The organism is Pseudomonas fluorescens, from assembly GCF_900215245.1.
GTDB classification, from domain to species: Bacteria; Pseudomonadota; Gammaproteobacteria; order Pseudomonadales; family Pseudomonadaceae; genus Aquipseudomonas; species Aquipseudomonas fluorescens.
In genome coordinates, this window is the sequence record NZ_LT907842.1 from 3,581,291 (window position 1) to 3,595,599 (window position 14,309).

Below are 14,309 nucleotides of genomic sequence, written 5' to 3' on the forward strand. Positions count from 1 at the left end.
CCATGAATTCGCACAACGTGAAGGTCTTGGGCGGCCTGCTACTGGCCTTTATGGGAAGCGCATACGCCGCCGAGGACGGCGAGGATGTGGAGGGCATGAACGGCATGCTCAACGTACTCGGGACCCTGCATGAAACCCCTTGCAGCCTGGAGATGACATCACTGCATCAAACCGTTGAGTTGGGCGCCGTCACCACCAGCCAGTTGCAACGGCCGGGTGACCAGGCGACGTCCGTGGCGTTTCAGCTGCGTTTCAGCGATTGCAACCGCACCGCCGGCAGCATTCGCAACGAACGCACGGGCAACCTGACCTGGAGTGCTTTTCAGCCCGTGCTGTCGGTCGCGTTCATGGCGCCTGCCGATGCTGACGATCCACGCCTGGTCAAAGTACAAGGCATCACCGGCATGGGCCTGCGCTTGACCGACGACCTGGGGCGCGATGTACAGCTGGGCTCAAGGGGCCAACCGTTATTTTTGACGTTGGGCAAAGACACCCAGACCTGGAATGTCCAGCCCACGCGTACGTCTGCGCCGTTGAGCAGCGGGGCATTCAAGGCCGTGGTGGATTTCAGGCTCAACTATGAGTGAGGGCAGAACTATGGCTAAGCCAACCGGCCCGTGGGCCATGCTTATCGGTGGCGGCCTGCTGTGGGCCGCCGGCCAGGTGGTGCAGGCCGATACCAACCTGACCATCCGCGCGACGATCATCGCGCCGCCACCGTGTGTGATCAACGGCGGCAGCACACTGGATGTGCCGTTCGGCAATGACCTGCTGACGTCGCGGGTGGATGGGGTGAATTACCGTCGAGAGGTGCCTTACACCGTCGTCTGTGATTCGCCGTTCAGCAACGCGATGAAACTGGAACTCAAGGGCACAGCGGCGGCGTTTGATCCTGACGTGCTCTTGACCCGCAAGGCGGACCTTGGGGTCAAGCTGTTCATCAATGGGGCCGACTGGCCGCTGAATACGGCGGTGAATTTTACCCACCCGAACTTCCCGGTCGTGCAGGCGGTGCCAGTCAAACGTGCGGGCAGCCGCCTGACAGGAGGCGTCTTCGATGCGGCCGCCACCCTTGTGGTCGATTACCAATGAAGACGTTTACCCATAAAGAGAAACGCCCCATGACCTTTTGGCAGCAGCGAGCATTGCTCGCCTTGTGTTCCATCGGCCTGTGCAGCGGTGCGTCGGCCAACCTCACGTTCAGCGGCACGCTGAACGAGCCGCCGCCCTGCACGATTGATGCGGGCAACACCATTGAGGTCGACTTTGGCGACGTCGGGGTCAAGCGCGTCGATGGCGTGAAGTACCGCAAGGGCGTCGGCTACACCATCACCTGTGGCGCCGACACGCTGCCGTGGGAATTGAAGCTGAGTGTCAACGGCACCGCCACGGCGTTTGACGGCTCGGCGGTGCAGACCAGCGTGCCGGAGCTGGGCATCCGGCTGTTCCAGAACAACCTGCCGTTTGCGCTTAACACGCCACTGGATATCAACCTGTCGTCACCGCCCGTCTTGGAAGCCGTGCCCGTCCAACGGCTGGGTGCCGTGCTGACGCCCGCGCGGTTTACGGCGGTGGCCACGCTGTTGGCCGAATACGAGTAGGAGTCGAGTCTATGCGAGATCAAATGGTTCACAGGGCCTGGCCCGGTGCAGGGCTGGCCGTACTGCTGGTGTTCGGCCTGCTCCCCGAGGCGTATGCCGCTGACAACCTGAGTTTCAAGGGCAACCTGGTGGAAGAAGCCTGCACGATTCGTCCGGGGGACGAGGCGATCAAAATGGAACTCTGGGACGTGACCAGCAAGCACCTCTACATCAACACGCGCTCACAGGGGCGCAGGTTCGAACTGCACCTGGAAGACTGTGACACCACGATTGGCAACACGGTGACCATCTCGTTTGGCGGCACGGAAAGCGCGGCGCTGCCCGGGTTGTTCGCACTGGACGGTGGCAGTGGCGCCACGGGCATCGGCGTTGGCATCGAGACCCTGAGCGACAAGCCGTTGCCCATCAACGCCGTGAGTGACGAGCAGCGCTTGGTGGATGGCAACAATGTGATTGAGCTCAAGGCCTACGTGAAGGGCGAGCCTCAAGCCATCCGGGACCAGACCATCGGGCCTGGAGCGTACACCGTGACCTCGACGTTTACGCTCGACTACCCGTGAAGATGAGCGGTTATTCGGAGGCTGAAAAAACGCCTCCTTCAAACCTCAACTCTCTTCTGCGCAGCCACCTTATGTACGGGAACGTCCCGGGGGCGGCGCCTGCGCAGAAGAGTAACGAGAGATCAAAATGAAACGACTATATACAGCCATTGTGCTTCTCGTTTTTATGGGTATTACACCGGCCGTAAGGGCAGTTGATTGCCGTGTGAATGGTGCAGGGTGGACAACGGTCGGGGGCGGAAATTTAAACCTGCAAGTTCCCGTCAATGTCCGATTGGATACCAGCCAAAACCGGGTTTTCCTCGAAGGGGCGAGGCTTGAATGTCGCTACACGCCAGGCCCTTGGACTCCATCGGTGAGTGAGGACTACTGGGCAACGGGCAATTTAGCGGGCACGCCTTGGACACCGGGCCCCAAGTTCGTCTCGGAAGGCACGGGCTTGCGAGTCAATGGGACGAACATGAACACCCCGGTTCCCACTGGGATCCGGGTAGCCACCATGCCCGATAACGCAATAGGGTATCCGATTGATGTAACCCCTTATATTTTGATGCGTAACAGCCCAGGGAATCCGATCGACGTTCGAATTGGGGACAATCTCGGGCTATTGCGTATGACCCAGACGAATAATGGCGGGACGGGCTCCACACAGCTCTTGGTCACTTACATCGCCAACAACAATTTCACTGTGTCCCCGTCCACCTGCACCATCAACAATAACAACCCGCTCGAGATCAACTTCGGCACCGTGCACCAAAGGGCGATCGGCACCGATCCGTTGACCACCACCATCCGCAGCGATCGCAGGCTCGCGTACTCATGCCCGGACGGCGGGATTACTACGCCGATCACCATCACCTACAAAGGCAGCCCGTCGGCGTTCGACACACGCCTTTTGGTGATGACCAACCCGGACGTGGGCACAGCGCTGGTGCGTGGGGGCGCGGCGGTTCAAGTCGGTGGCTCGTTCCGCACCAATATTAACAACAGCACCGGCGGCGACGATGTGACGTTTGCTCTGGTTCGGCGAGCGGGGTCGCTGCCGACCACGGGGGCCGTCACTGGCAGCGGTGTGCTCGTGATGGGAGTGCCATAAATGAAACGATGCTATGTAGCCGTGGTGCTTCTTGGCCTGATAGGTATGACGACGAACGCGCACGCCGCTGATTGCCGTGTGAATGGCGGAGGGTGGCAATCCGTCGGTCACGGCCAAACGATAAATCTGCATGTGCCCGTTACGGTCCGCGTGGGTTCGGACAGAACCCGGCTGCTCCTGGAGGGGGCGTCGCTGCAATGTCGATTCTCTCTCGGTCAGCCAGGCGCTCCTCAATATACCGACTATTGGGGAACCGCGGTGCAAGCCGGAAACCCTTGGGTACCCGGCCCAAAATTCAACAATCAAGGCACCGGCTTACGCATTAACGGGAGCTTCTATAACACCCCGGTTCCGTTTGGTATCCGGCTGGCGAGCATGCCCAACAACGGTGTCGGATACCCCATCGAAGCAACCCCCTATATTTTGTTACGCAACGATCCGAGCAACCCGATCGACATTCGAATAGGGGACGTATTGGGTACGTTAAATCTCCACCAAACCAATAATTACAACCTGACGAATACGCGGCTAATACTGACGTACTCCGCCGCGAATAACTTCGGCCTCACCCCGTCAACGTGCACGATCAACAATAACAACCCGCTCGAGATCAACTTCGGCACCGTGCACCAAAGGGCAATCGGCACCGATCCGTTGACCACCACCATCCGCAGCGACCGCAGGCTCGCGTACTCGTGCCCGGACGGCGGGATTACTACGCCGATCACCATCACCTACAAAGGCAGCCCGTCGGCGTTCGACACGCGCCTTTTGGTGATGACCAACCCGGACGTGGGCACCGCAATGCTGCGCAACGGCGCAGCGGTTCAAGTCGGTGGCGCGTTCCGAACCAACATCACCAACAGCACGGGCGGCGACGATGTGACGTTTACTCTGGTGCGGCGAGCGGGGTCGCTGCCGACCACGGGGGCCGTCACTGGCAGCGGTGTGCTCGTGATGGGAGTGCCATAAATGAAACGATGCTATGTAGCCGTGGTGCTTCTTGGCCTGATAGGTATGACGACGAACGCGCACGCCGCTGATTGCCGTGTGAATGGCGGAGGGTGGCAATCCGTCGGTCACGGCCAAACGATAAATCTGCATGTGCCCGTTACGGTCCGCGTGGGTTCGGACAGAACCCGGCTGCTCCTGGAGGGGGCGTCGCTGCAATGTCGATTCTCTCTCGGTCAGCCAGGCGCTCCTCAATATACCGACTATTGGGGAACCGCGGTGCAAGCCGGAAACCCTTGGGTACCCGGCCCAAAATTCAACAATCAAGGCACCGGCTTACGCATTAACGGGAGCTTCTATAACACCCCGGTTCCGTTTGGTATCCGGCTAGCGAGCATGCCCAACAACGGTGTCGGATACCCCATCGAAGCAACCCCCTATATTTTGTTACGCAACGATCCGAGCAACCCGATCGACATTCGAGTAGGGGACGTATTGGGTACGTTAAATCTGCGCCAGACCAATAATTACAACCTGACGAATACGCGGCTCATACTGACGTACTCCGCCGCGAATAACTTCGGCCTCACCCCGTCAACGTGCACGATCAACAATAACAACCCGATCGAGATCAACTTCGGTACGGTGAACCAAAGGGCAATCGGCACCGATCCGTTGACCACCACCGTCCGCAGCGACCGCAGGCTCACGTACTCCTGCCCGGACGGTGGGATTACCACCCCGATCACCATCACCTACAAAGGCACCCCGTCGTCGTTCGACCCGCGCCTGCTCGTGATGACTAACCCGGACGTGGGCACCGCAATGCTGCGCAACGGCGCAGCGGTTCAAGTCGGTGGCGCGTTCCGAACCAACATCACCAACAGCACGGGCGGCGACGATGTGACGTTTACGCTGGTGCGGCGAGCGGGATCGCTGCCAACCCCAGGTGCCGTCACCGGCACTGGCGTGCTGGTGATGGGCGTGCCATGACACCGACAGCCTGTGCGCGAAAGCGGCCTATCGACACAGGGTCTGGCTGCCCGGCTGCAGGTACGGCAGCAAAATCGGCGCCATGCCCTTGAGTACCTGCACGGGCAGCGCGGAGGTGAATTTGAAGTTTTGCGCTGAGCTGCCTGGTACAAACGCCGTCAGCGTGCCGAAGTGCCGATCACCGATATAGAACACAAAGGTCGCGGTGCGGTTGATCGCTTTGGAACTGATCACCCGCCCACCGGCGCCGATTGCTTCGATGCGGTTGTCGCCGGTGCCGGTTTTGCCGCCCATGGCCAGCGGCGTGCCGTCGGCCAATTTGAAACTGCCCGACACACGCTTGGCCGTGCCTGCATCCACGACTTGCGACAACGCCCCGCGCAACGCGGTGGCAACCTCGGACGGCATCACCCGTTTGCCTGGCTCAGGGTTGTTGACCACGCGGGTTTCATAGGGGGTGTCGTCGGCAAAATGCAGGCTGTCGATGCGCAGCACTTTGCCGCGCACCCCGTCGTTAAGGATGATGCCCATCAGTTCAGCGAGCGCGGCGGGGCGATCGCCAGAGCTGCCAATCGCGGTGGCGAGCGAGGGCACCAGATGGTCGAAGGGGTAGCCCACCGCCTGCCAACGCTGATGAATATCCAGAAAGGCTTCGATCTCCAGCATGGTGCGGATGCGGCTGTCGCGCGCACGTTGATGGCGGCTCTTGAACAGCCAGCTGTACACCTCCTGGCGCTCGAACTGGCTGGCCTTGACCACCTCGGCCAAGGACGCGTCGGCGTGGTTGAGCAGGTAGCCAAGTAACCACAGGTCCAGCGGGTGCACCTTGGCGATGTAGCCCTGGTCGGGCAAATCATAGGTGCCGGGGCCGTAGTCTTTGTAGAGGCGCTGCAAACGCTCGTCGGTGAGTTTTTCGCTGGTTTTGGCGCTCACCAGGTGTGAGCGCACAAAGCGGTTGAAGGTGTCCTGGTTGGCTTCGGGAAACAGGTAGCGGTGGACGGCGGCCAGGCGGATAGCCGTTGGGTGCAGGCCGTCGAGAAAGGTTTCCAGGCGCGCCTGGGTGTCTTTTTTCTGGTACTTCTTCCAGAACTTGAGCAGGAAGGTGGTGCCTTCGCGGTCAGCAAATTTGGCCAGGTACTCCTGGCGACGTGGGTCGTCGTCATCCTTGAGCAACTGCGCGCTGTTATTGGGGCCGGCATAGGTGACGTAACGCTCAAGGTCACGCATCAGGCGAATGAACGGCAGGTTGATCGACTCGCGCAGCGCGTCACGCAGCGACGGGCTGCGGCCGTTGTCTTCATTGCGAAAGTTGTGGAAGTGATGCAGGCCGCCGCCGGTAAAAAAACCTTCGTTGGGGCTGGCCGAATACGTGCGGTCGAGGGCGGCATCGAGCAGGTGGGCAAGGGATTTATCCGGCGTCTGAATCAGGTAGTCGACGGCCCAACGGCTGATGCGGTCCTGGTCGGCGATGTCGACTTTTTTCAGTGCGGCCGGCGTTAGCGTGCCGTAGCGATCATGCAGTTCGCTGATGATCTGCAGGTAAGTGGTGAGCACGCGCAATTTGGCGGTGGAGCCCAGTTCCAGTTTGCTGCCTTCATTGATGTCGAAGGGCTGGTCGGTATTGTCGGTTTGCACGCGCACCCGCGAGCCATCCGGCGTCAATTCGAACAGGGTGAAGCTGTAGCGCACTTGCGGCGTGCTGGCGGGCGTGAGCAGGCGCTCGCCGAGCAGGCCCATGCTGCCCGCGAAGACAGGGTCGGCCAGCTGCTTGAGGTAGTCGGTGGCTTGAGTTTGCAACTCGGCTTGCAAGGTGCTGGTGGCCGAAAGGTCCAGGCGGTCGAGGTCGTACAGCGGCCGGTTAAGCAGGGCGGCGACGCGGCTGCGGGCCACGCTGATGCCTTTGTTGGTATCGATGGGTTGGAGCGTCGGCTGTTGCTGCCAGTCACGATACGTGACGTGCGAGGCGAGGGCCGCGTTGAGCAGTGCCGAGTCGATCACCGCGCTCTGCCCCAACAAGCGCAAATGGCTGTCGGTGAGTTGGGCAAGCTCCGCGCGACCATTGGCCAGGTAATGCGAAGGGCGGCGCTGGGCGATCATCAGCGACAACACCTGACGCAGGGCCAGGCCACGTTGCGCCAGGTGGGGCGCATCCGTTTCGCTGCCGCTCAGGGCCTGATTGACTTGCTTGAAGTCGGCGCCGTACCACACGCGCAACCCCTCAGCCAGGCCATGCACTTCACCATGCCCGGGCACGGCGGACAGCGGCACGCTGTTGAGGTAGTCGCGCACGATGTTCTGGCGCGCGACCAACGTGTCCGGCCCGGCCTGATAAGCCCGCACGCCGGCGGAAAACATCTGGCGCAGCTTCTCGCTGCCGGACAAGGTCAGGCCGTCGGGCGAGTGCCGGTATTTTTCCAGCTGGGTCGCCAACGTACTGCCGCCGGCACTCTGGCCGGGCAGGTGCAGTACCCGCGCGGCTTGTGACCAGGCCGCCTTGGCAAAGCGCGGCCAGTCCACCGCCGGGTTGGCCTGCGGCTGTGCCGGGTCGAGCAGGTCGCGGTTCTCGATGAACAACAGGCTGTTGACCACCAACGGCGGGATCGCGGCAAAACTTGAGTACAACTGCTGTGGGTACTCGAACTGGTACAGGGGCAAGGCGCGGCAGTCGGTGAGGGTCAGGCCGGCCTGGATTTTTTCCGGGTAAGGCACGAACAGGCCGTGCTCGGCGTAATTCATCAGCGCGGGGGAAAACTGCACCTGGGACTGGATCACATACCCGCGCTTGAGCAGGCGCGGCAGGAAGGTGTTGAGGTCGCTGTAACCCAGGCGCCGGTCGAATGGGCCCGCGCCCGGATAAACCATGGCCGTGCTGGGGCCGGGCTGCAGTTGATAGGTGAGGTCGTGGGCCAGGCGGCTGAGTTGCTGGGCCTGCAGGCGCGAGGTGCGCATCTCTTTGGCGGCGGCAAACCCCAGGGCAATCAGCGCCATCAACCCGATCAACCCGAACAGGCGCCGTACATAGCGCGGCCTGGGTTTATTTTTGGGTAAAGGCGCTGGGTCCGAACTGCCGTGTAGTTTCGCAGCCTTGCTCGATTCGGTTTGCCACAGTGCGCCCATAGTCGATTGATCCTTAACGCAGATTGATCGGACTTGCCTGAAGCTTAGTCGCTGGGGGCGGGGTGTGAGGGATTTGTGTGTGGGTGGCACGCGCGCGTGTTGTGGTCAGCTGCGTTGATGTGCAGGGCGGGCCCGCTCGCCGCACAAAGGCATTTTCCAGGGAGGCGCGCCGCGACGTTTTGTCGCCCGTTGCAGGTCATATGCTCCTGTAAAATGCCCTGTTGACCGGCGCATCCCCTAAATTAGATGGTTTTTATAGTGAAAGACCCTGGTCCGAGCTTTTTATACTGCATGCCCCGCTGATCTTGCCTGGCAAGAAGGGCCCGTCCATGAGGCGGCCCGGTTTCGACCAGGGCGCAGGCTTACCGGCCAGCCCCTGGAAACTCGACGGACAAACCAATAACAAAATGAGGTTGTACCCTTATGCCAGTCGGCAACCCACTGCCCCATGGCGAGACCGCTCAAGGCGGCCCGCTCAAACGCGAACTCGGTGAACGGCATATTCGCCTGATGGCCCTTGGTGCCTGTATCGGTGTCGGCCTGTTCCTGGGTTCGGCCAAGGCCATTGAAATGGCCGGCCCGGCGATCATGCTGTCCTACATCATCGGCGGCCTGGCCATTCTGGTGATCATGCGTGCGCTCGGCGAAATGGCGGTGCACAACCCCGTCGCCGGTTCGTTCAGCCGCTATGCCCAGGATTACCTCGGCCCGTTGGCGGGCTTCCTCACCGGCTGGAATTACTGGTTCCTGTGGTTGGTCACCTGCGTCGCGGAAATTACCGCCGTCGCCGTCTACATGGGCGTGTGGTTCCCCGACACCCCGCGCTGGATCTGGGCCCTGGCGGCGCTGATCAGCATGGGCACCATCAACCTGATTGCGGTCAAGGCCTTCGGTGAGTTCGAATTCTGGTTCGCGCTGATCAAGATCGTCACGATCATTGCCATGGTCATCGGTGGCGTCGGCATCATCGCGTTCGGCTTCGGCAACGACGGGGTGGCGCTGGGTATCTCCAACCTGTGGGCCCACGGCGGCTTTATGCCCAACGGCGTGCAAGGCGTGTTGATGTCGCTGCAGATGGTGATGTTCGCGTACCTGGGCGTGGAAATGATCGGCCTCACCGCCGGTGAAGCGAAGAACCCGCAGAAGACCATCCCCAGTGCCATCGGCTCGGTGTTCTGGCGCATCCTGCTGTTCTATGTGGGCGCGCTGTTCGTGATTCTGTCGATCTACCCATGGAACGAAATCGGCACCCAGGGCAGCCCGTTCGTGATGACCTTCGAGCGCCTGGGCATCAAGACCGCCGCCGGCATCATCAACTTCGTGGTGATTACCGCCGCGCTGTCGTCGTGCAACGGCGGCATTTTCAGCACCGGGCGCATGCTCTACAGCCTGGCGCAGAACGGCCAGGCCCCGGCCACCTTCGCCACCACCTCAAGCAACGGCGTGCCGCGCAAGGCGCTGCTGCTGTCGATCTTCGTGCTGTTGCTGGGCGTGCTGCTCAACTACATGGTTCCGGAAAAAGTCTTTGTGTGGGTGACCTCCATCGCTACCTTCGGCGCGATCTGGACCTGGCTGATGATCCTGCTGGCCCAGCTCAAATTCCGTAAGAGCCTGAGCCCGGCCGAACAGAAAGCGCTGAAATATCGCATGTGGCTGTACCCGGTCAGTTCGTACCTGGCGCTGGCATTCCTGGTGCTGGTGGTGGGGCTGATGGCGTATTTCCCGGACACGCGGGTTGCGCTGTACGTGGGCCCGGTATTCCTGGTGCTGCTGACGGTGCTGTTCTACGTGTTCAAGTTGCAGCCGAGCAATGCCGGGGTGCGCGCTCAAGCCTGACCGCTGAGCACTCAATCAATAGCCACTTAACAGAAAGCCACTTAACAGAAAGCTACTTAACAAAAAGCCCCTTGATCGGGGCTTTTTGTTTTTCAGGCGGTAGCCCCGTGGGGCGCTTGGCTCAGGCGTTTGTTGAACGCCAGCCAGGCCCCCAGCGCGGCCATCAGTGCAGCCCCCATCAGCGCGGTGAAAATCTGCACGGCAAAGGCATCGCCAGCCAGGGCGTTGATCATGTCCGCCAACGGTGCCAACAGTACGCCCAGGCAGAATACTTCCAGCGAGTAACGTCCCATCCGGCAGGTCTGCTGTGCCAGCCAGTTTTGCGTCCAGGCGCGCCCCGGCAACAGTTTGGCGGTGACGTAGGCCAGGGCCAGGAAGTGCAGCAGACGCACGGGTGACAGGTCGGTCTTGCTGATCGGATACAGCAGGTCGCTCAAGGCTGACGGCATCAGCGCATCGTGTATGTCGGGCCAGCGCCAGCCGATCGTGATGACGCCGGCGACCAGCACATAGGCCGCCGCCGCCACAAACAATGGCTGACGCAGCAGCGGCCGGTTGTCCTGTGGCCGTGGGCGTTGCGCGTAAATGGCCGCCGCGCCGCCCAGCACGAACAGCAACTGCCAGGTCACGGGGTTGAAGTACCACACACCGTCGGCAATCGCTGCCAGGTTCCAGCCCAGATGCGGCGCCAGCAGGTAGACCGCCAGCGACACCGCGACCACCGCCCAGGTGTGACGCAGCAGCGAGGGCAGCACCAGCGGCAGGCCGGCGAGCAACACGATATACAGCGGCAACGGGTCCATCAGGTTCGGCTTGAAGCGCAGCAGCAATTCATCCACCAACGCTTGCTGCGGGTGCGTCACGAAGTGGGTCAGGCCCATCTCCTCGACCAGGTCGCGGGTTTCTACATGGTTGTTGGCGAAGAACACAATGCCCATCAACATCGCGAGCAGGAAGATGTGCACCACGTACAACACCCACGTGCGCCGCAGGATCTTCAGGCTGGCCATCCAGTAACCTTCGCGCTGCAGGACCTTGCCGTAGGCCAGCACCGAGGCGTAGCCGGCCAGAAACACGAACACTTCAGCTGCGTCGCTGAAGCCGATATTGCGCAGGGTAATCTGGCCGAGAGGATTGTGGGGGACGTGATCCCAGAATATGAAGATCAACGCCAGGCCCCGAAAAAAATCGATGCGCGGGTCGCGTCCGTTCAGCATGGCAGCGGGCTCTTGAACAAATAGTTTAGTAATGACCGGCGTGCGAGCAGGTTATCGCACGCCGCACGTCGGGCGGGCGCAGGTTGGCGGTATTTGTAAGCAATTGCAAAGGCTGGGTATTACTGAATGTCTCTAGACATCAATGACCACCAAGGTGCCGTGGCTACCGGCAAGTACGGCATGCGCGGTGCCGGCTTCCACGAGGTACATCTGGCCGGCACCCACGCATATTTCGTGATGGCCGATGCTCAGGCGCAACTGGCCGCTGACCACCAGCAGCCCTTCGTTGTAAGTGTGGGTTTCTTCTTCGTAGGCCTGTTCATCCATGCGCAGCACTTTGATCCGCGCCGCGCCGACCTGGCCGAGGCGCGTGGATTTCCAGCTGTCAGGCAGTTGCGCGGCGATGGCGGCGAAGTCCAATAACGGCATGATGAATCTCCTTGTTTCAACGATGCCGTCGGTGGTCCGGTTCAGCGCACAGAGGGTTGTTTGCCGATCAGGCAGCCGCGACGTCATTGGCCTCAAAACTGTCCGCCCGCGCCATCTGCCACATGCGCGAATAGAACTCGCCGTTCACTTCACCCGTGAGCAATTCACCGGGCTTGAGGAACACATGCAGCTGCGAGAACAGTTTGATTTCAGTCGCGGACATGCGGCGCACCAAATGCTTGGCCGACAGCTGCGCCGGATGGTCCAGGCCGGCCGCCGCGAGCATTTCCGCCAGGGCCTTGAGGGTGTTGCGGTGGAAGTTGAACACGCGTTGGGCCTTGTCCGGCACTACCAGGGCGCGCTGGCGCAACGGGTCCTGGGTGGCGACGCCGGTCGGGCATTTGTTGGTGTGGCAGCTTTGTGACTGGATACAGCCGATGGCGAACATGAAGCCGCGTGCCGAGTTGGCCCAGTCGGCGCCGATAGCCAGGACGCTGGCGATATCGAACGCACTGACGATCTTGCCGCTGGCGCCGAGTTTGATCTTGTCGCGCAGATTCAGGCCGACCAGGGTGTTGTGCACAAACAGCAGGCCTTCACGCAGCGGCACGCCGATATGGTCGGTGAACTCCACGGGCGCGGCGCCGGTGCCACCTTCCTTGCCGTCGACCACGATAAAGTCCGGGAGAATGCCGGTTTCCAGCATGGCCTTGGCAATCCCCATGAACTCCCACGGGTGGCCCAGGCAGAACTTGAAACCCACCGGCTTGCCGCCGGACAGTTCACGCAACTGGGCGATGAACTGCATCATTTCAATCGGCGTGGAAAAGGCACTGTGGCGCGACGGCGAGACGCAGTCCTCGCCCATCAGAATGCCGCGGGTGTCGGCGATTTCCTGGGTGACTTTGTGCTTGGGCAGGATCCCGCCATGGCCGGGTTTGGCGCCTTGGCTCATCTTGATTTCGATCATGCGCACTTGCGGGTTTTGCGCTTGTACGGCGAAGCGTTCCGGGTCGAAGCGGCCGTCGCTGGTGCGGCAGCCGAAGTAGCCGCTGCCCAGTTCCCAGGTCAGGTCGCCGCCGTTTTCGCGGTGGTAGGGGCTGATGCTGCCTTCGCCGGTGTCATGGGCGAAGTTGCCGAGCTTGGCGCCCTGGTTCAACGCGCGAATAGCGTTGGCGCTCAGGGACCCGAAGCTCATGGCCGAGATGTTGAACACCGACGCCGAGTACGGCTGCTTGCATTGCGGGCCGCCGACCATCACGCGAAAAGCGCTCGGGTCACTCAGCGGCGCAGGGCGCATGGAGTGGCCGATAAATTCGAAACCCGACTGGTATACGTCGATCAAGGTGCCGAAGGGTTTGTCGGCGGTTTCGTTCTTGGCGCGCGAGTAAACCAGCGAGCGCTGGGCCCGGGAGAAGGGCAGGGCGTCGCTGTCGGACTCCAGCAGGTACTGGCGGATTTCCGGGCGGATGGCTTCTACCAGGTAACGGATATTGCCCAGGATCGGGTAGTTGCGGCGCACCGCATGGGGGCTTTGCAGCAGGTCGAAAATCCCGATCAGGCTGAGAATGCCGGTGACCACGGTGATCGGCCACAGCCAGTCATGTTCGATAAAGGGCAGGCTGGCGAGGGTAAAAATGACGCACACGGCAAAGAAGGCGTAACGGCTTAGTAACGACAGGCTCATACGGGTTTCCTTGGTTCGGACTCATCGGCTAGGCGTTTTGCGCCTGAAGAAAGATCGAGAACAGCTCCGACTGGGATTTGATCCCTAGCTTGCTGTACATGTGTTTCTTATGGACTTTCACGGTTTCAACAGAGATTTCCAGCTTACGGGCGATTTCTTTGCTTGAGCAACCGCTGAGCATCAAGCGGCCCACATCCAGCTCACGGGCGGTCAGTTGCGCGCCCCACTCATCATTCTGCACCGGCGGCTGCGGTGCGCTGACCTGGTTGAGTTCAAAGGGCAGGCGCTGGCGCAGCAGACTCAATACCCAGGGTTGGATCAACGACAGCAAGGCGATTTGCTGCGGGTCAAAACGCTGCTTTGAACCCAGGGACAGGCACAGGGTACGCCCGTCCGGCAGTTGGCAATTGAACTGGATTTCATCGGCCACCACGTTCAGGCGGAAGTAACGCTGGTAATACTCGGTGAGTTCGAAATGCTCCGGCGCCACTTCAGCCAGGCGAAACAGACCGGTGCGCGACTGCTCGCGGCTGGCGATGTAGAAGGGGTCGAGCAGGTACAGGCCGTTCAGGTAATCCTGGAACAGACGGTCCGGCGTGCCATCGGCGCCCGGGCATTCGGCGAACACCAACGGGCGATGCGCGCTGCTGAAGAGCAACACCACCCAGCTGTCGAACGGCACGTAGGCGTCGAGCAACCGCACCAGTTGGGTCCAGAAGTTGGCCTGGTCCAGGGCGTCTATCATTTGCCCCACCGAACGGTGCCAGGCGATGTCTTGCAGCGACATGCTCATTGATCTACCCCTATCGGGTTACCCCTGCC

The 14,309-nt window shown here is 61.1% G+C and carries 13 protein-coding genes; 8 read left to right on the forward strand and 5 right to left on the reverse strand.

The window, feature by feature from the left end; translation table 11 throughout:
* Window positions 1–2: 2 nt before the first annotated feature.
* From CPH89_RS16570 to CPH89_RS16600, 7 genes are all read left to right on the forward strand, one after another.
* A complete protein-coding gene (locus CPH89_RS16570) occupies window positions 3–587 on the forward strand; it encodes a fimbrial protein (protein ID WP_053254602.1) in 585 nt (194 codons plus the stop codon).
* 10 nt (window positions 588–597) lie between these two features.
* Window positions 598–1,092 carry a fimbrial protein gene (locus CPH89_RS16575; RefSeq protein ID WP_053254603.1) on the forward strand — a complete coding sequence of 165 codons (495 nt, stop codon included), beginning with the start codon at window positions 598–600 and terminating at the stop codon, window positions 1,090–1,092.
* 29 nt (window positions 1,093–1,121) lie between these two features.
* Complete coding sequence (locus CPH89_RS16580) at window positions 1,122–1,601, forward strand: fimbrial protein (RefSeq protein WP_053254604.1); 480 nt, start codon at window positions 1,122–1,124, stop codon at window positions 1,599–1,601.
* An 11-nt stretch (window positions 1,602–1,612) separates the two neighbouring features.
* Window positions 1,613–2,161 carry a fimbrial protein gene (locus CPH89_RS16585; protein ID WP_053254605.1) on the forward strand — a complete coding sequence of 183 codons (549 nt, stop codon included), beginning with the start codon at window positions 1,613–1,615 and terminating at the stop codon, window positions 2,159–2,161.
* A gap of 127 nt (window positions 2,162–2,288) precedes the next feature.
* Window positions 2,289–3,257 carry a fimbrial protein gene (locus tag CPH89_RS16590; RefSeq protein WP_078827801.1) on the forward strand — a complete coding sequence of 323 codons (969 nt, stop codon included), beginning with the start codon at window positions 2,289–2,291 and terminating at the stop codon, window positions 3,255–3,257.
* The gene (locus CPH89_RS16595; protein ID WP_053254607.1) at window positions 3,258–4,229 is read left to right on the forward strand and encodes a fimbrial protein; all 972 of its coding nucleotides are present in this window, start codon (window positions 3,258–3,260) and stop codon (window positions 4,227–4,229) included.
* Window positions 4,230–5,201, forward strand: a complete 972-nt coding sequence (locus CPH89_RS16600; protein WP_053254608.1) for a fimbrial protein — start codon at window positions 4,230–4,232, stop codon at window positions 5,199–5,201.
* Window positions 5,202–5,228: 27 nt separating this feature from the next.
* On the opposite strand, the gene CPH89_RS16605 is transcribed toward CPH89_RS16600, so the two are convergent.
* Window positions 5,229–8,318 carry a transglycosylase domain-containing protein gene (locus CPH89_RS16605; protein WP_053254609.1) on the reverse strand — a complete coding sequence of 1,030 codons (3,090 nt, stop codon included), beginning with the start codon at window positions 8,316–8,318 and terminating at the stop codon, window positions 5,229–5,231.
* Between the two features lie 423 nt (window positions 8,319–8,741).
* Between CPH89_RS16605 and CPH89_RS16610 the strand changes: the two genes are divergently transcribed.
* A complete protein-coding gene (locus CPH89_RS16610; protein WP_053254610.1) occupies window positions 8,742–10,154 on the forward strand; it encodes an amino acid permease in 1,413 nt (470 codons plus the stop codon).
* 92 nt (window positions 10,155–10,246) lie between these two features.
* On the opposite strand, the gene CPH89_RS16615 is transcribed toward CPH89_RS16610, so the two are convergent.
* The 4 genes from CPH89_RS16615 to CPH89_RS16630 all read right to left on the reverse strand — a co-directional run bounded on the left by CPH89_RS16615 (window position 10,247) and on the right by CPH89_RS16630 (window position 14,280).
* Window positions 10,247–11,371, reverse strand: a complete 1,125-nt coding sequence (locus CPH89_RS16615) for an OpgC family protein (protein WP_053254611.1) — start codon at window positions 11,369–11,371, stop codon at window positions 10,247–10,249.
* Window positions 11,372–11,503: 132 nt separating this feature from the next.
* Window positions 11,504–11,800, reverse strand: a complete 297-nt coding sequence (locus CPH89_RS16620) for a cupin domain-containing protein (RefSeq protein ID WP_053254612.1) — start codon at window positions 11,798–11,800, stop codon at window positions 11,504–11,506.
* 67 nt (window positions 11,801–11,867) lie between these two features.
* Complete coding sequence (locus CPH89_RS16625; protein WP_053254613.1) at window positions 11,868–13,487, reverse strand: FMN-binding glutamate synthase family protein; 1,620 nt, start codon at window positions 13,485–13,487, stop codon at window positions 11,868–11,870.
* A 28-nt stretch (window positions 13,488–13,515) separates the two neighbouring features.
* Window positions 13,516–14,280, reverse strand: coding sequence for a helix-turn-helix transcriptional regulator (locus CPH89_RS16630; protein WP_053254614.1), 765 nt, complete (start codon window positions 14,278–14,280; stop codon window positions 13,516–13,518).
* Window positions 14,281–14,309 lie beyond the last annotated feature (29 nt).